The sequence below is a fragment of the Parasaccharibacter sp. TMW 2.1884 genome (assembly GCF_023337695.1).
GTDB lineage: Bacteria > Pseudomonadota > Alphaproteobacteria > Acetobacterales > Acetobacteraceae > Bombella > Bombella apis.
In genome coordinates this window covers 813,582-830,381 of the sequence record NZ_QORR01000001.1, presented here as the reverse complement: position 1 = coordinate 830,381, position 16,800 = coordinate 813,582, and the positions used below count along the sequence as shown (strand labels likewise).

The 16,800-nt window shown below is 59.5% G+C and carries 12 protein-coding genes and 1 riboswitch; of the genes, 10 read left to right on the top strand and 2 right to left on the bottom strand.

Annotated elements, in window-relative coordinates:
- Positions 1 to 42: 42 nt before the first annotated feature.
- Positions 43 to 879: an NUDIX domain-containing protein gene (locus DTI93_RS03680; RefSeq protein ID WP_249079672.1), complete on the bottom strand. Its 837-nt coding sequence runs from the start codon at positions 877 to 879 to the stop codon at positions 43 to 45.
- Positions 880 to 1,051: 172 nt separating this feature from the next.
- Here DTI93_RS03680 and DTI93_RS03675 point away from each other — a divergent pair, with 172 nt between their 5' ends.
- The 4 genes from DTI93_RS03675 (at position 1,052) to DTI93_RS03660 (ending at position 7,132) form a co-directional block, all read left to right on the top strand.
- Positions 1,052 to 2,857 carry an ABC transporter ATP-binding protein/permease gene (locus DTI93_RS03675; RefSeq protein WP_249079670.1) on the top strand — a complete coding sequence of 602 codons (1,806 nt, stop codon included), beginning with the start codon at positions 1,052 to 1,054 and terminating at the stop codon, positions 2,855 to 2,857.
- A 133-nt stretch (positions 2,858 to 2,990) separates the two neighbouring features.
- Positions 2,991 to 3,296 (top strand): 50S ribosomal protein L28, encoded by a 306-nt coding sequence (gene rpmB / locus DTI93_RS03670; protein WP_043559888.1) that lies wholly within the window; start codon positions 2,991 to 2,993, stop codon positions 3,294 to 3,296.
- A 153-nt stretch (positions 3,297 to 3,449) separates the two neighbouring features.
- Positions 3,450 to 5,561: an elongation factor G gene (gene fusA, locus DTI93_RS03665; protein ID WP_043559890.1), complete on the top strand. Its 2,112-nt coding sequence runs from the start codon at positions 3,450 to 3,452 to the stop codon at positions 5,559 to 5,561.
- Between the two features lie 105 nt (positions 5,562 to 5,666).
- A riboswitch (Fluoride riboswitch) is annotated at positions 5,667 to 5,755 on the top strand.
- A 45-nt stretch (positions 5,756 to 5,800) separates the two neighbouring features.
- A complete protein-coding gene (locus tag DTI93_RS03660) occupies positions 5,801 to 7,132 on the top strand; it encodes a voltage-gated chloride channel family protein (RefSeq protein WP_154981390.1) in 1,332 nt (443 codons plus the stop codon).
- A gap of 142 nt (positions 7,133 to 7,274) precedes the next feature.
- Here the strand turns inward: DTI93_RS03660 and DTI93_RS03655 are convergent, their stop codons facing one another.
- Positions 7,275 to 10,067 (bottom strand): phosphoenolpyruvate carboxylase, encoded by a 2,793-nt coding sequence (locus tag DTI93_RS03655; protein ID WP_043559893.1) that lies wholly within the window; start codon positions 10,065 to 10,067, stop codon positions 7,275 to 7,277.
- Between the two features lie 196 nt (positions 10,068 to 10,263).
- Between DTI93_RS03655 and DTI93_RS03650 the strand changes: the two genes are divergently transcribed.
- From DTI93_RS03650 to DTI93_RS03625, 6 genes are all read left to right on the top strand, one after another.
- Positions 10,264 to 11,520: a DUF445 domain-containing protein gene (locus DTI93_RS03650; RefSeq protein WP_081563235.1), complete on the top strand. Its 1,257-nt coding sequence runs from the start codon at positions 10,264 to 10,266 to the stop codon at positions 11,518 to 11,520.
- Between the two features lie 148 nt (positions 11,521 to 11,668).
- Positions 11,669 to 12,163 carry an SUF system Fe-S cluster assembly regulator gene (locus tag DTI93_RS03645; protein ID WP_081563234.1) on the top strand — a complete coding sequence of 165 codons (495 nt, stop codon included), beginning with the start codon at positions 11,669 to 11,671 and terminating at the stop codon, positions 12,161 to 12,163.
- Positions 12,138 to 13,619, top strand: coding sequence for a Fe-S cluster assembly protein SufB (gene sufB, locus DTI93_RS03640; RefSeq protein ID WP_086441718.1), 1,482 nt, complete (start codon positions 12,138 to 12,140; stop codon positions 13,617 to 13,619). The genes DTI93_RS03645 and sufB overlap by 26 nt, the downstream gene beginning before the upstream one ends.
- 3 nt (positions 13,620 to 13,622) lie before the next feature.
- Entirely contained in the window at positions 13,623 to 14,393 is a 771-nt protein-coding gene (gene sufC / locus DTI93_RS03635; RefSeq protein WP_043559896.1) for a Fe-S cluster assembly ATPase SufC, read from the top strand.
- On the top strand, positions 14,390 to 15,589 hold the full coding sequence (gene sufD, locus DTI93_RS03630; protein ID WP_081563232.1) for a Fe-S cluster assembly protein SufD: 1,200 nt from the start codon (positions 14,390 to 14,392) through the stop codon (positions 15,587 to 15,589). Before sufC ends, sufD begins: the two co-directional genes overlap by 4 nt.
- Positions 15,582 to 16,793, top strand: a complete 1,212-nt coding sequence (locus DTI93_RS03625) for an aminotransferase class V-fold PLP-dependent enzyme (RefSeq protein ID WP_086441716.1) — start codon at positions 15,582 to 15,584, stop codon at positions 16,791 to 16,793. The genes sufD and DTI93_RS03625 overlap by 8 nt, the downstream gene beginning before the upstream one ends.
- Positions 16,794 to 16,800 lie beyond the last annotated feature (7 nt).

Below are 16,800 nucleotides of genomic sequence, written 5' to 3'. Positions count from 1 at the left end.
GCCACATCAGTGGGCTGGTCTGGAAAGGGTGGTCATGTGGGGTCACCCGTGTAAAGTTTCTGCCAGAATCAGACTATCCTGCTTATCGAACATCCCAAGTCGAAGGAAAAGGTCCAGAAGGACAAGATTAACGTTAAATTTGAAATCGTCTGTGTCCCGGACCAGCTGGAAGACGTTTTCGACAGGCATGAGATGGAAGGATTCCACTTCACCATCATTGGCCTGGGGAACGAAATCTTCCGGGAGCATGAGATCGTAACAGTAAAGCCGGTCGCGTCGCAGCCCCTCCGGACGTGTCATGGCGTAATGGAGCGTGCTGGCGTGGCGGGCGTGGCGGGCAAGGGCGGTGGGGATGGAGGCTTCTTCTCCGGCTTCCTTGACGAGTGTTTCCTCTGGGGTGAGGCCGCTGCTCATCCCGCCGGCAACCAGATGGTCGAGTTTGCCTGGGTCCAGCCGTTTCTGTGGGCTGCGGCGGGCAACCCAGAGGTGCAGCCCCGTTTTTTTCTGGACAAGGCCATTCATGTGGACACCAGAAGCTTCCACACCAAAAACCGGGATCAGAGCCCGGTCAATCTGCCCGATGATTGTTCCATCAGGTGAGCGGACATCAAACCATTCATGGAAGGGCACATAGCGTTCCTGCTCGGCCAGCATGTGGCTTATCTGGGACAGCCCCTGTCCATCGGGCAGGGTGATGTGCCCGTTCCCTATTTCCAGCAGGCCCATCTCGGCAGGAGCGGCCAGCCAGCCAAGGCAGGCAGGGTCGACCAGACCGATGGACAGGCCGTCATGCAGCAGGGGGATGCGCCCCGCCGGGAGGGTGACATTGCGGCACCGCTTAATATGGCGGAGAAAGGGAGCGGCAGCGGAGGACAGCATGGGTTCTCTCTGATGTTCATTCATGATGGCACGGAGGACGGACAGCAGCGGAGAGCCTGCCTGTCTCTGGGGCATCATTCAATTGGCAAAGGCTGGCAGGATGGGGAGGACCGTGTAAAAGCTCCCCCGGCAACAATGCCAGACATGGCAGCAGATCATCTATCAGGTTTTTATGACATCAACAAAGATCGGACACCTGCCTTTGCGGGCTTTCTGGCGGCTGGTTCGCCCGGCTTCCCTGAGGAGCTGGTTTCTGCGCTTCTTCTGTTCCTGTGTTCTGCTGGTCGTAGAGAGTGTGACGGCCGTTGCCACACCCTGGCTGTTCAGCGACATGGTGGCCCGGCTTTCGGGGAAGGAAGCGGTCATGGCGGCGGTCATGGCCCTGCTGGCGTCCTATACGGTCCTGCGCATGGCAGGTGCTCTGGCCGGGCCGTTGCGCAGCCTGCTCATGGTGCCGGTGAGGACGGCCCTGCGGGAGCGGATCAGCCTGCTGGGGCTGGAGCATGTCCATCAGCTGGGGGCCCGGTTCCATCAGCAGCGGCAGACAGGTGCGCTGACCCGTATCATCGATCGTGGCGCTGATGCTGCCAGCATGATCGTTGACATGACCTTCTCCAACGTCATGCCGAACCTTCTGGGGCTGGCCCTGACTTTTCTGGTCGTCTTGCGCGTTTTTGATGGCTGGTACCTGGTGCTGCTGTGTGCCACGCTGATCCTCTATTCCGCTGTTTCTTTCCTGTTTACCCGCTGGCGGATGCAGGCCAGACGGGAGCGCAATCAGGCGAACAACCATGCACATCGGCATCTGGTGGACAGTCTGCTCAATGCGGACATTGTCCGCATGTTCGGCAATGCCGCCCATGAATGCAGACGGCAGGAGGGGGCCTGGCAGGCGCTGCGCACGGCCGAGGCCCGTTTGCAGGGGCTTGTTGGAGGTTCCCAGGCCATTCGCAACAGTCTGATTGCCCTCGCCACGGCTGTATTGCTGGGGATGGCCATACGGGATATTCATGCGCATCGACTCGGTGTTGCACAATTCGTGTTGATGGGCACGTATCTCCGGAGTGTTTATGCCTCGGTCGGGGCGTTGAATTATGTCGGTGCAGGCTGGCGCAATGCCCGTGTCGACATGGAAGCCTATCTGGAGCTGATGGGGCTGGTACCAGAGATACAGTCTCCGCCAGCGCCTGTCCCCCTGCCTGCCGGACAGGCACATGGCGTGACGCTGGACATGCAGCATGTTTCTTTCGGATATGACCCGGAGCGGCTGATCCTGCGTCATGTCAGTTTCACGCTGGCGGCAGAGAAAATGCTCGCCATTGTCGGGCGGAGCGGGTCCGGAAAGTCCACAGTGGCGAAGCTCGTCAGCCGGCTGTATGACCCGCTGGAAGGAACCGTGCGAATGGAAGGTGTGCCACTTCCGGCACTGTCGCTTGATGCCCTGCGGGGGCAGATCGGCGTGGTGGCGCAGGAGACCTCACTCTTCAATGCCACGATTGCCGAGAATATTGCTTACGGGCGGGCAGGGGCCAGCATGGCGGAGGTCAGGCAGGCAGCCGAGGCGGCCCAGCTTGGTCCTTTTGTGGACAGTCTGCCGGACGGGTTCGATACACTGGTCGGTGAGCGGGGGGTGCGGCTGTCGGGCGGGGAGAGGCAGAGAATGGCGATTGCCCGTGTCATCCTGCGCAATCCCCGTCTGCTTGTGCTGGATGAAGCCACCAGTGCCCTGGACAGTCGGACGGAAGAGGCCATCCAGAAAGAGCTGGAGAGCCTTTCCTCTGGCAGGACAACGCTCGTGATCGCCCATCGTCTCTCCACGATACAGAGGGCAGACCATATCCTTGTGATGGAGAACGGAGAGGTGGTGGAAGAGGGAACCCATCGCCAGCTGTTGGAAAAAGGTGGCATTTATGCAGGAATGTGGAGATTGCAGGCAAGAAGGGGTTCCGTTGAAAGTCATTCGGATGTAGAGGGGTAGCGGGCTGCTTCTGTCGGTATGAAAGGCAGGAAAGACTTGACGTATCAGCGTCAGTAAGTCATAAGCCCGCCTTATTTACGGAACATGCAGGTCTGCCTTGCGGCCCTGCGTATCACAGTATCGAGGAAGTTCTATGTCTCGCCGTTGCCATGTCACGGGCAAAGGGGTACTGACGGGCAATAACGTCAGCCACGCCAACAACAAGTCCCGTCGCCGTTTCCTGCCGAACCTTCAGGAAGCCACGCTCCTGTCCGATATTCTCGAGGCTCCGGTGCGTATGCGCCTTTCCGCCAAGGGGATCCGTACGGTCGAGCATAATGGCGGGCTTGATTCCTTCCTGCTGGGCACACCGAACCGGAAACTGACGCCAGAAGCTCTGGTCATCAAGCGTCGCATCCTGCGTGTGCAGGAGCGCAAGGCTGCCCAGTCAGCTGCCTGATCAGGCAACTGAAGCCCGTTCTCTCCGCAGGACGGGCGGCTGTTCCGGGGTGGCTCTGCCGGGGTAGTCTGTTTTTCTGGTATTCATACAGGGCCTGATGAGGGTGCCCCGGCGCAGGCGGTGGCACCTTTCCTTGCATTTTGGAGGTTTCCCGTGACCGACGACAGCGTTCAGGGCGCGAAGTCCGCTCTCTCAAAGATTCGCAACATCGGTATTACCGCTCACATTGATGCCGGTAAGACGACAACAACAGAGCGTATGCTCTATTACACCGGTATGTCCCATCGTATCGGTGAAGTGCATGACGGGAACACCACAACCGACTACATGGAGCAGGAGCGTGAGCGCGGCATCACCATCACGTCTGCTGCCGTGACCTGCGAGTGGGACGGCCACCGCATCAACATCATCGACACCCCTGGCCATATCGACTTCAACATCGAGGTGAACCGTTCCCTCCGTGTGCTCGATGGCGCCATCTTCGTGATTGAAGGTGTGGCTGGCGTGCAGCCGCAGTCCGAGACCAACTGGCGTCTGGCTGACCGCTACAACGTGCCCCGCATCATCTTCATCAACAAGCTGGACCGTACCGGTGCCGACTTCGACTACGCCTTCAGCACACTGAAGGAGAAGCTGGACATCGTGGCCATCCCGCTTCAGCTGCCGATCGGCTCTGAAGAGAACATGGTCGGTGTGGTGGACCTGGTGGAAATGCGTGCCATCGTCTGGGAAGGCGGTGAGCTGGGCGCCAAGTTCCACTATGAAGAGATTCCGGCCGACATGAAGGAGCGTGCCGAGGAAGCCCGCCAGAACCTGCTCGATACCGCCCTGAGCGTCGATACCGCCGCCATGGAAGAGTATTTCGAGAAGGGTGAGGTGGATGTCGCAACCCTGAAACGCTGCATCAAGAAGGGCACCATCGCTGGTGAGTTCCGTCCTGTGCTGTGCGGTACGGCCTTCAAGAACAAGGGTGTGCAGCCGCTTCTGGATGCCGTGGTTGATTATCTGCCAGCACCGGACGAGGTCGAGGGCATCCGTATTGCTCCGCCGGAAGACAAGGAAGTTGACGAGAGCTTCCTGCCGATCATCCCGGTGGACCCGGAAGGTAAATTTGCTGGTCTGGCCTTCAAGATCATCTCCGACAAGTACGGTACACTGACCTTCGTCCGTGTCTATCGTGGCGTGCTGAACACGGGTGACACCGTATTGAATACCACCAAGGGCACGAAGGAACGCGTTGGCCGCATGTTCCAGATGCACGCTGACAAGCGTCAGGAAGTGAAGTCTGTTGGTGCTGGTGACATTGCTGCCTTCGTTGGTCTGAAAGATACCGTGACAGGTGACACGCTGGCCGATGCAGCTGATCCGGTCATTCTGGAGCGCATGCAGTTCCCGGTTCCGGTGATCGACATTTCTGTCGAGCCGAAGACCAAGGACGCCGTCGAGAAGATGACGCTGGCTCTCCAGAAGCTGACAGCCGAAGATCCGTCCCTGCATCTGCGGACAGACCAGGAAACGGGTCAGACCATTCTTTCCGGTATGGGTGAGCTGCATCTGGACATCATCGTGGACCGTCTGCGCCGTGAATATGGCGTTGATGCCAACATCGGTGCCCCGCAGGTTGCTTACCGTGAGACGATTACCCAGTCCCACACCGAGACCTACACCCACAAGAAGCAGTCCGGTGGTTCCGGTCAGTTCGCTGAGGTGAAGATCACCTTCGAGCCGCTGACGGAGAAGGGTGCCGAGGAGATTCTGTTCGAGAACAAGATCGTCGGTGGTGCCGTGCCGAAGGAATATATCCCGGCTGTCGAAAAGGGCGTGCGCATGCAGTCCACGACGGGTGTACTGGCTGGCTTCGATACGGTGGGCTTCAAGTTCACTCTGGAAGACGGTAAGTACCACGATGTTGACTCTTCGGCTCTGGCCTTCGAAATCGCTGCCAAGGCCTGCTTCCGTGAAGGTATGAAGAAGGCCGGTCCGGTCATTCTGGAGCCGATCATGGATGTGGAGATCACCACGCCGAACGATCACGTCGGTGACGTGGTGGGTGACCTCAACCGTCGTCGTGGTATCATCCAGAACCAGGAGACCTCGGGTTCCACGGTTCTGATCCGCTCCCAAGTGCCGCTGAAGGAAATGTTCGGGTACATTTCCCATCTGCGTTCTGCCACGAAGGGCCGTGCGTCCTTCACCATGCAGTTCCACCACTACGAGCCGGTGCCTCGTAACGTGCAGGATGAGATCATCGCAGAGCGTAGCTGATACGTTCCCTGCTGACTGTTCTGTGAGGGAGGCCCTCCGCCAGCGTGCTGGCGGGGGGTTTTCTTTTTGCGTCTGCTTGACAGGTATTATGGGATCGTGTTTTTGAGAGGGAACGGTGATGGATTGCCACCGGGTTCCTTGTGGGCCGAACCGCCACCCGGTTGCCGGGGAAGGCTGATGATTCCTGCCAACAGAATCCCTCGCAGTGATCGGTGAGGGTGCGTTAGGGGGAATTTGTCATGTTGTTTTTCCAGAAAAGCGTTTCTTTTTTGTCCCGTCTGTTTCAGTGGTTCTGTGTACTGGTACCGCTGGCAGTTGTGGTGGGCAGTTTTTGCGCTCTTTTCCTCTGGATGCTGGAATGGGTGACGCAATACCGGTTTGACCATCCTGACATTCTCTATGGATTGCCTGTCGCCGGTGTGGCCGTGGCCCTGTCCTATTACTGGTGGGGCGGTCGTGCAGGAGGCGGTAATAATCTCATCCTTGATGAAATCCACAAACCTTCGGAAGGGGTACCGCTGCGCATGGCCCCGCTTGTGTTCATCGGGACAGTGGTCAGTCACCTTTTTGGGGCATCCGTGGGGCGTGAAGGCACTGCCGTGCAGATGGGTGGAAGTCTGGCCAGCAGTTTTGCCCGACTGTTCCGGCTGGACAGCCGCAACACGAGCATTCTGCTGACAGCTGGTGTAGCCTCCGGCCTTGGCGCCGTGTATGGCACGCCCATCACGGGGGCGGTCTTTGGCCTGGAAGTCCTGACCCTTGGTACGTTGGATTATTCTGCCCTGCTGCCTGTGGCTGTTACGTCCATCATTGCGGACTGGACATGCCATCAATGGGGGATACATCATGCGGTCTATCCCGTTACATTCAGGGGATTGGCAGCCCCAGGGCAGACGCCTTTCCATGTTGATGCCCTGCTGTGGGTAAAGGTTGCTGTGGCGGCTGTGGCTTTCGGGTTTGCCAGCCGTGCCTTTGCAGAGGGTGTGTACAGGCTTGGTCCGGTCATCAAGAAAATCTGTCCGACACCCTGGTTGCAGCCAGCCATTGGCGGTGTCGTGACCATTCTGCTGGTCTGGCTGCTGGGAACACGGGATTATCTGGGCCTTGGTGTCGTGGCACCGGAGGCGGGCGGAGCGTCCATCGTCAACTTTTTCAGCACGACCCATTATGAGTGGAGCTGGCTGCTGAAGCTGGTTTTCACAGTCCTGGCTCTTGCCACAGGCTACAAGGGAGGAGAGGTTACGCCTCTGTTCTTTGTAGGAGCTGGACTGGGAAATGCCCTTGCACCGGTGCTCGGTGTGCCTGGTGATCTTCTGGCCGGTGTGGGGATGGTGGCCGTGTTCGGTGGAGCCGTCAATACGCCTCTGGCCTGTACGGTCATGGGGGTGGAGCTGTTTGGTGGGACGAACATTGTCTATTACGCCACGGGCTGTTTCATCGCCTATCTCTGCTCAGGGCATACGGGGATTTACCTGTCCCAGAAAGTGGGGGTGCCCAAAATATGGCGACCTGATTTTGTCCCTGGTATAGCGCTGCGCCGTACGAGGGAAGGTATCTGGACAGAAGACTGAACGTCTCCAGAATGGATGGAGAGGAACGTGGGAAGAGTGTGGATCGTCTCCGTTTTGCAAGTCTGTGAGGATAGAAAAAGGGCCTCTTTCCACTGGGAAGGAGGCCCTTTTTCATGGTCGTGTTTCGCCTGATGGAGGAATGTCAGCCGAAGCAGTGATTGGCGTGCATGATGGCCACGCCGACCTCCCGGAGCAGGTCGAAGGCGTTTTGCAGTGGCTGGAATATCTCCCGATGCTCACGGGCAAAGCCCTGTGCCACAGCAGCGCCACCCGGTTCACCGAAATCGAGATCGGCAATGCTGGGGGCCGTGATGGGGAAGAGGTCATCCAGCAGGCGGAGAGCCCGTGGCACATCAAGACACAGGATGAGTGTCGTGATGGCTTCCCGTGTCAGAGTACCACGGGGACCGAAATAGGGGATGTGTGTTCCCAGGGTCCAGATGCGGTCCATCAGAGCAAAGCGGATGACGTGCAGGAGCTTTTCATCCACATCCATGCGAGGGGCTTCAGGCCATGCAGAGCGCAGGGCGATATCTTCCCTCTGGATGCGCCGGAACAGGGCCGGGACGCTCTTCCAGAATTCCAGCTCCTCAAGGTCACGGGCAATGTTGAGGAAATGGACCCGATCATCAGCATTGTCGCAGTCCGCAGCCCGGTTCAGCCATGTGCCGGGGTCCAGCTGATGGATGGTGGCCCGGAGGACATCAAGGTCTGAATGGTTCAGAGCCTGGGAGGCAAAATCCATAAGCTGGCGGAAGCGGGGCGAGCTGTGACGCAACCGTTCAAACTGCTCTGTATGGCGGCGGGCAGCACTGCCGAGACCATGCAGGACATTGGCCCACCAGCCCAGCTGCTGGAGAATGGCATTGTTGGGGATGGCCCGGATCTGGCTTGGATGGGTTATGCGTGTTACCCGTGCTGTATCGGACTGACGTGCAGAGGGGCGGGAGCCGGTCTTGTCCACCAGCGCCGGGCCGAAGGCGCTGAGGAGGGCGGTATAGCCCGGGTCGTTCACCAGGTCACCCATCTTCAGGGCGATGGTGGAGAAGAAGTCCATGGCGAAATCGGGTTTGCTGAAAAGTGGATCATTCAGCTTGTCAGCCGCAATGGGCTCGCCCTGGGCTGCCACGAATTCAGCCAGCGTTGCAATGGTGGAGGCCGCCAGCCTGTCCGTACCGAAGGCGAGGTAGCCGTCCCCTCCCTGAAACGCAGCTTCAACCCGGCTTGTAATGCCCGCCTTGTGCAGCGCCTGCCTTGTGTTGGCCGGAGAGAAATATTCCAGACGCTCTTTCAGGCTGAAAGGATGGGCACCGCGGCCAATGCTTTCACCATGGGTATCGAACATGGTCAGGGCGATGTCTTCCAGCCCATGTTCTTTCATCAGCTCCAGTGTCCGCAGGCGCAGGCGTTCCACCATGGGGCCGGCCGCCAGCTGGCCGACATAACGCCCGGAATCCGAATAACCGAACTGGAGGGACAGGCGCCCATTGGCCCGGAGATAGGCCCGCCAGTGTGGTGAGCGGAAGGCTTCCTCCAGAATCTCGGCACCGTTCTCCAGAGCCGTTTCCGTTTCGAAGAGTGGGGAAATCTCGATCTGGTCATCACGGATGCCAAAGAGCCGGGCCAGCCATAGCGTGGCCAGCAGGGTGTAGCCGCTTTCCGTCTCGGCAATCAGGAAGCGGATGGGGGAGCCGGAATCCACATGTTTGAGGATTTGCGCCATCGTCATCATCAGGCGTGAGGCGGCACTGGGCTCTACCAGCAGGGCCCCGAAATCGATGGCCAGCGGCTTGAGGTCATCCATGGCGGCATCAATATGGGAGAGAAGCGCCCGACGATGGAAAGGCAGGGTCGGATCATCTGTCAGGCCCAGCCTTGTACGGGCCACGTTGTAAATCTGGGCTGCATTGAGGCGGGTATGGATGTGGGACAGTCCAAGCCCGTGATTGAGGAACCCCGTACGCATGACATCCAGCCGATGGGCTTTTTCACCATCCAGCCGGGCTGCCTCCTCACGGAAGAGAGGGCGTAGCTCATCAGCATTGAGCAGGGCCGTTTCCCGCAGGTCGATGAGGACATGGGCGAAGCGGGCGATGTCTTCCGGTTTCATGGTCTGGCCGGGGACAGAGCGGGGGCAGATGTCACGCTGCTTTTGCGTGGCGGCAAGGGCTTCGGCCACACGCCGACTCAGCACACCTTCTTTCAGTCCGATCTGTTCCAGTCCTTCAAGCAGACGTTCCAGCTGGGCAATCTTGAGGCCAAGACGGATGCGGATGGTGTCCCACCAGCCAATGTCATTGCGGCCATCCGTATCAAACCCGACCCAGCTGGCCAGCCGGACAGGGGCAGGGGTCATCTCGTTGGCTTCAGGCCAGCGGCGACGGGCTGTCTGGAGGATCTCCATGGTAAGGCTGTCCAGCGCATCCCGCCCACGGGTGATGGCAGCCAGGGCAAGAGACTGTTCTTCATCCAGTGTTGGAGGCGCACTGCGGCGATGCGTCGGCAGGGTGGGAACAGGGCAGGACGGATCCTCCGCCCGACGGGCCAGAAGTTCGTACACATCATTGGCCAGAGCGAAGGTGGGATGAGCGGTGAAGACAGCAGCAAAACCGGTGACGGAGAGGTCATCCGGTGTCCGTGCCTGTGCGACAAGCTGCTCGGCGACCTTGCGCAGCCGGGGCTCCGGCGGGCATTCGGCTCCGTCATGCTCCAGCCCCACATACCGGCGCAGGGCGTCGGCCCGGGTCATGAAGTTGCGGTCCCGTAACAGACGTACGGTCTGACCGATTGCTTCCAGACCATTTTCCGTACCTGCCTTTTTCGCAAGGGAAATGATCAGGTTGGAAAAATCATGCGGAGAGTATGTCAGCGCAGTGGTGCAGGATTCAATCAGTTCAGCAGGCGATGCGTCAGTCTGGGAGGCGCAATCTGGCATGGGGAACAGTCTCGCTTGTCTTGGTCACATATGGGCCGGGAACGGTGTGGCTCCATCGCCGGCGTGATCGTTCCTGTATAGGCTCAATTGTGATAAAGCGCCAAGTCTTGTTAATAAGAAGTGCTTTCTGTTCGGCCTGCCTGAAGTTGGCAGGAGGGCGGCAACCAACGGTCATGCAGGAGGGCAGTCCATCGTCATGTTTCTTCCGGTGAGGAAAAACGGGGCCTCTCTCTGGGCAGGCCTGTTGCTGGTGGGGACGTCCGTGCTGGCTGTCATCAGCCGTCTGAGCGTCTGGCAGAAGCTGTTTGGCCCCTCACTCTGGCTGGAAATGCTGCGGGCTGGCAGCCAGGCGGGTGTCGTGGGGGGGCTTGCAGACTGGTTTGCCGTTACGGCCCTGTTCCGGCATCCTCTTGGGCTTCCCATACCGCATACGGCCATCCTGCCACAGAGGAAGGCCCAGCTGGGGGATGCGCTGGGCCGTTTCATGGCTGAGCATTTCCTGACAGAAGAAGAAATGCTGCGCCTGCTGGAAGGTGCCGATCTGCCAGCGGCCTTGGCCCGTCTTCTTCAGAAAAAGGAGACGGAAGAGGTTCTGCTGCGTCACCTTCGTGGTCTGGCCCCGGCGGTGCTGGAGCGCATCGGAGATGGGCGGGGAGGCTCTTTTCTGGTCACCCTCTTTCCGACCCTAATGAAAAGGGATGACGTTACGGCACTTGTCATCCGTGCCCTGAGAGCCATGGTGGATGAGGATATCCATCAGGAAGTCTTTTCTTTCTTTCTGGCGCAGTTCAAGGAGTTGGTCAGCACGAAGGAGGATGACCTGCACCGGTTTGTGGAGAGGCGGGTGCGTGAGCAGGGGGGGCGGCTGGTTGGCTGGGCCATCGGGGCCTCGGTGGCCACGCAGGTGCTGACAGCCCTGAAGGCGGAGCTGGGCCGGGTGGACCCCATGGATTCCGATATCCGGCATGGGTTTACACGCTGGGTAAAACGGAAAATCCAGGATCTGGACGATGACCCGGAGAGCGCCCGTCAGCTCATGGGCAGCATCACGTCTTTTTTCGCACACGAGAGTGTGAAGGAATGGGGTGGCGGTTTGTGGCGGCGGCTCTGCCTGATGGTGGAGGAAGATAGTCGGCGGGATGATGGGTTGAGTACGCAGGCACTGCGGACTGCCTACCAGCAGCTGACGGGGACGCTCCTGCAAAGGACAGACCTGGCCAGCCAGCTGGACAGGGCGGTCCGGCAGGCTATCGTGAAATCCCTGCCGCAGATGCGGAAGAATGTAGCGGGGATGATTGCCCGTGTTATCGGACGCTGGGATGCCAAGAGCCTGTCAGCCCGGCTGGAGGCTGGTATCGGGAAAGATCTGGCCTATATTCGTGTCAATGGCACTGTCGTCGGCTTTGTGATAGGTGCCGTGCTGGAGGGGCTGCTTGTCTGTCTTGTTCCGTGATTGGGTATTTTTTAACAAAATATGAAAAACGCTTTATCCTGGCGGCACATAAGGCTTGACCATCGGGAAAATATGGGTCACTCCCTTGAATGGGGACCTGTTGGGTCTTAAATAGAGAATCATTGATATAGGATGTAGGTTTTTCATTGTGCTGAGACTGTCCAAACTGGCTGATTATGCGACCGTTGTTCTCGTGCGTCTTGGTGTGCGTGGTGATCTGGCCACGGCAGCGTCTTTGGCGCAGGAGACGGGGGTGCCAGAGCCAACAGTTGCCAAACTGTTGAAAGGGCTGGCAGCAGGTGGGCTGGTTGTCTCTTTCCGTGGTGCCCGGGGCGGCTATCGCTTGGCCGAGGAGCTGGCCGACATCTCCGTGGCCCGGGTCATCAGCGTGGTGGATGGTCCCATCTGCGTGACAGCCTGCTGTGATGGCAAGGAATGTGCACATGGTGAGACCTGCGGTCTGTCAGGGCAGTGGGATATGGTCAATGCAGCGGTCCGGCAGGCCCTGGAGACCATCACTCTGGCCGATATGGCCAACCCCGATCTGAAATTCGATCCGTCCTCTGCCACATCGGTGGAAGCGACAATGCATAGGCCTGAGGAACAGGGAGAATGTCATGCCGGCTGTGTCAGAAACCCGTGAAGCGGTCGAGAAACTGGCAAAGTCCAATTACGAATGGGGCTTTGAGACCAATGTGGAGATGGACCTCGCCCCGAAGGGGCTGAATGAGGACATCGTCCGGCTGATTTCTGCCCGCAAGAAAGAGCCGCAGTGGATGCTGGACTGGCGGCTGAAGGCCTTCCGTGCCTGGCAGGACATGAGCGAACCGGACTGGGCGAAGATCAAGCATCCGCCGATCGACTATCAGGACGCCCATTACTTCGCCCAGCCGAAGAAGAAATCAGGCCCGAAGAGCCTTGATGAGGTCGATCCCGAACTGCTCAGGACATATGAGAAGCTCGGCATCCCCCTGCATGAGCAGGAAATGCTGGCCGGCGTGGAAGGGGCAGGGCAGAAGACACCCGTTGCTGTTGATGCGGTGTTTGACAGCGTGTCCGTGGCCACGACCTTCCGCAAGACCCTGGCCGAGGCCGGGGTGATTTTCTGCCCGATTTCCGAAGCCATCATCGAGCATCCCGAGCTGGTGAAGAAATACCTGGGCACGGTCGTGCCAGTGGCGGACAATTTCTTCTCGGCCCTGAACTCGGCCGTCTTTACCGATGGTTCCTTCGTGTACGTGCCCAAGGGGGTGCGTTGCCCGATGGAGCTGTCCACCTATTTCCGCATCAATGCCCGCAATACGGGGCAGTTCGAGCGGACGCTGATCATTGCCGAGGACCAGGCCACTGTTTCCTACCTGGAAGGCTGCACGGCCCCGCAGCGTGATGAGAACCAGCTTCATGCCGCCGTGGTCGAGCTGGTGGCGATGGAAGATGCCTTCATCAAATATTCCACGGTGCAGAACTGGTACCCGGGGGATGAGAACGGCAAGGGCGGCATCTACAACTTCGTGACCAAGCGGGGCATCTGCAAAGGTGATCGTGCCCGCATCTCATGGACACAGGTCGAAACCGGCTCTGCCATCACGTGGAAGTATCCGTCCTGCATTCTGGCGGGGAAGGGTTCTGTTGGTGAGTTCTATTCCGTTGCGGTGACGAACGGACATCAGCAGGCCGATACGGGTACGAAGATGATCCATCTCGCCCCGGATACACGGTCCACCATCGTGGCGAAGACCATATCCGCCGGACAGTCGGACAGCACCTATCGTGGGCTTGTCCGGATGCAGCCCAAGGCTCGCAACGGTCGGAACTTCACGCAGTGTGACAGCCTGCTGATCGGTGACCAGTGCGGTGCCCATACAGTGCCTTACATCGAGAGCCGCAACATGAGTGCGCGCATCGAGCATGAGGCGACGACATCCAAGATTTCCGAGGACCAGCTCTTCTACTGCCGGTCCCGTGGTTTTTCAGAAGAAGAAGCCGTTGGCCTGATCGTGAACGGTTTCTGCCGGGAAGTCCTCAAGGAACTTCCGATGGAATTTGCTGTGGAAGCACAGAAGCTGCTTCAGATCAGCCTGGAAGGGAGCGTTGGTTGAGCTATGAGTGATTTTCTGAAGATTGAGGGGCTGAAGGCCCAGATCGATGCTGACGGCACCCCCAAGGAAATTCTGAAGGGTCTGGACCTCACGATCCCCAAGGGAGAGGTTCACGCCATCATGGGGCCGAACGGCTCTGGCAAGTCCACGCTCTCCTATGTTCTGGCGGGGCGTGAGGATTACGAGGTGACGGGTGGTTCCGCCCATTTCAAGGGGCAGGACCTGCTGGAGCTGGAGCCGGAAGAACGTGCGGCACTGGGTGTGTTTCTGGCCTTCCAGTCCCCGGTGGAACTGCCCGGTGTCAACAACGCCAACTTCCTGCGGACGGCAGTAAACGCCGTGCGCAAGGCCCGTGGTGAGGAGGAGCTGGATGCCGTGTCCTTCCTCAAGCTGGCACGGGAGGAAACCAGCCGCCTTTCCATGTCCGGCGAGATGCTCAAGCGGGCCGTGAATGTCGGCTTCTCCGGTGGTGAGAAGAAGCGCAACGAGGTGCTCCAGATGCGCCTGCTCAAGCCTTCTCTGGCCATTCTGGACGAGACGGACAGCGGGCTGGACATCGATGCGCTGCGTATCGTGGCGGAGGGTGTGAACTCCCTGCGTGGGCCGGACTTCTCATCACTGGTGATTACCCATCACCAGCGTCTGCTGGAATATATCGTGCCGGACCGTGTGCATGTCATGGCGCACGGACGCATCATCCATAGTGGCGGCCCGGAAGTGGCAACACTGCTGGAAAAACAGGGCTACAAACAGTTTCTTGAGGCGGCAGCGTGAGTGAGAACAGTGCAGCAGCCTGGCAGGCCCTGACGGGGCGTGCCGGAGAGCGTGCAGCCCTGCTGGGAGCGGAAGGGCTGCCAACACGTCGGGTGGAGGCATGGCATTACACGCCGCTCCAGTCCCTGAACGGGATTGCCTGGCAGGAGGCTCCAGCCCTTGAAGCCGCCACCGTGAAGCAGCGTGTGGAAGCCCTGAACCTGCCAGAGCATGATGGCCTGCTGGTCTTTGCCAATGGCCGTTTCTGCAAGGAGCTGTCCCACCTGCCAGACTGCATGGACGTGCAGGAATATGGTGACGGTTCTGCCGTGCAGCCGCTGCTGGCGGGGCGTTTCTCTGCCGGTCTGAATGCGGCCCTCCGTCAGCCGGGGGCACGGCTTCATGTTCCGGCCGGGACGGATGCCGGGCTGATCGTCATGGTCAGCCTGACGGAAGGGGATGGCGTGTCCACCCATCTTCATCACAGTGTCACGCTGGATGAGGGGGCGCAGCTGACCCTGCTGGATGTCCAGCTTGGCACGGGGCAGTATCTGACCAATCCGCAGGTGGATGTCCATTGTGCGGACAAGGCGCATCTCAGCCACATCACGCAGCAGGCTGAAAGCCATGAGGCCGCCCGTCTGGCCATTGTCGGGGCCCGTGTGGGTGAGCGTGGCAATTATGACAGCTTCACGCTCAATCAGGGGGGCGTGCTGGCCCGTCAGGAAGTCGTCACCCAGCTGTCTGGCCCGTTCAGCAACACGAACGTCAATGCGATCCAGCTTGTCGATGGTGCCCGGCTGAATGACCTGTCTTCCATGATCCATCATGCGTCACCGGACTGCACGTCCCGCCAGACGGTGCGGAGCGTGCTGTCGGAAAACGGACAGGGTGTCTTCCAGGGGAAGATTCTGGTGGACCGGATCGCCCAGAAGACTGATGGCTACCAGATGAACCAGGCCCTGCTCCTGTCCGAAAAGGCACAGATGAACAGCAAGCCGGAGCTTGAGATTTACGCTGATGACGTCAAGTGCAGCCACGGTGCGACCGTCGGTGCGCTGGATGAAGACCAGCTTTTCTATCTCCGCTCCCGTGGGGTTCAGGAGGAGCAGGCCCGTGACATGCTGGTTCAGGCCTTCCTTCTGGAAACGGTGGAACTGGTGGAGCATGAAAGCCTGCGGGACTATCTGCTGAAAGCGTTGCCCGGCCATGTCTGATAACGTGCGTGCCCGCTTCCCCATCCTGTCCGAAACGGCTCATGGCCGTCCGCTGGTCTTTCTGGACAGCGCAGCCTCTGCCCAGAAGCCGGACTGTGTCATCGAGGCGATGAGCGAAGCGGCACGGCACTGTTACGCCAATATCCATCGTGGTCTGTATGACATGAGCGAACGGACCACGCAGGCTTATGAAGCCGTGCGTGATGATGTGGCCCGGTTCCTCAATGCGGCGGACCGGCGGGAGATCGTGTTTACCAAGAACAGCACGGAGGGCCTCAATCTGCTGGCCCATTCGCTGGGCAGCCAGCTTAGGCCCGGTCAGGCCGTGCTGATCTCCGCTCTGGAGCACCATGCCAACATCGTGCCGTGGCTCATGCTGCGGGACAGGCTGGGCATCGAGCTGCGTGTGGCCCCCATCAATGCGGATGGGGACATCGATCTTGCCGCTTATGAAGAGCTGCTGGGTGATGGCCGTGTTGCGCTGGTTTCCGTCACGCACATGTCCAACGTGCTGGGGACCATCACGCCCGTGAAAAAGCTGGCGGAGCTGGCCCACAGGCACGGGGCGAAAGTCATCGTGGATGGCTCCCAGTCCATCGTCCACCGCAGGGTGGACGTGCAGGCTCTGGGGGCGGATTTCTTCGTCTTTACCGGCCACAAGCTTTATGGGCCTACGGGTGTCGGCATCCTCTGGGGCAGGCTGCCCCTGCTGGAGGAGATGCCGCCTTTTCTGGGTGGAGGGGACATGATCCGCTCCGTCTCGTTCGAGAAGGCAAGCTGGGCCGATGCGCCGCACAAATTCGAGGCTGGCACGCCCGCCATTCTGGAAGTGCTGGGTCTGGGAGCCGCCATCCGTTTCGTGGAGGAGCTGGGGGCAGAGGCGATCGAAGCACATGAGCGTGATCTGGTCTCTTATGCCCAGAAGGTGCTTGAAAAGACGGATGGTGTGAGCATCATGGGAAACCCGGTGGAGCGGGGCGGTGTCTTCTCACTTCAGGTGGAGGGGGCACACCCGCATGATCTTGCCGTGCTGCTGGATCAGCAGGGCATTGCCATCCGGGCCGGGCAGCATTGTGCTGAACCGCTGATGCAGGAGCTGGGCGTGCAGGCAACCGCCAGAGCCAGTTTTGCCATTTATACGACACGTGACGAGATAGACGCTCTGGCCCACGGCATTGAGCGTGCGCGTGCCTTACTTGCGTGAGGATGTC

Bases quoted from the DNA above. Each gene is read 5' to 3' on its own strand.
- DTI93_RS03680 (WP_249079672.1), bottom strand. From the start codon at position 879: ATGCTGTCCTCCGCTGCCGCTCCCTTTCTCCGCCATATTAAGCGGTGC.
- DTI93_RS03675 (WP_249079670.1), top strand. From the start codon at position 1,052: ATGACATCAACAAAGATCGGACACCTGCCTTTGCGGGCTTTCTGGCGG.
- rpmB (WP_043559888.1), top strand. From the start codon at position 2,991: ATGTCTCGCCGTTGCCATGTCACGGGCAAAGGGGTACTGACGGGCAAT.
- DTI93_RS03660 (WP_154981390.1), top strand. From the start codon at position 5,801: ATGTTGTTTTTCCAGAAAAGCGTTTCTTTTTTGTCCCGTCTGTTTCAG.
- DTI93_RS03655 (WP_043559893.1), bottom strand. From the start codon at position 10,067: ATGCCAGATTGCGCCTCCCAGACTGACGCATCGCCTGCTGAACTGATT.
- DTI93_RS03650 (WP_081563235.1), top strand. From the start codon at position 10,264: ATGTTTCTTCCGGTGAGGAAAAACGGGGCCTCTCTCTGGGCAGGCCTG.
- sufB (WP_086441718.1), top strand. From the start codon at position 12,138: ATGCCGGCTGTGTCAGAAACCCGTGAAGCGGTCGAGAAACTGGCAAAG.
- sufC (WP_043559896.1), top strand. From the start codon at position 13,623: ATGAGTGATTTTCTGAAGATTGAGGGGCTGAAGGCCCAGATCGATGCT.
- DTI93_RS03625 (WP_086441716.1), top strand. From the start codon at position 15,582: ATGTCTGATAACGTGCGTGCCCGCTTCCCCATCCTGTCCGAAACGGCT.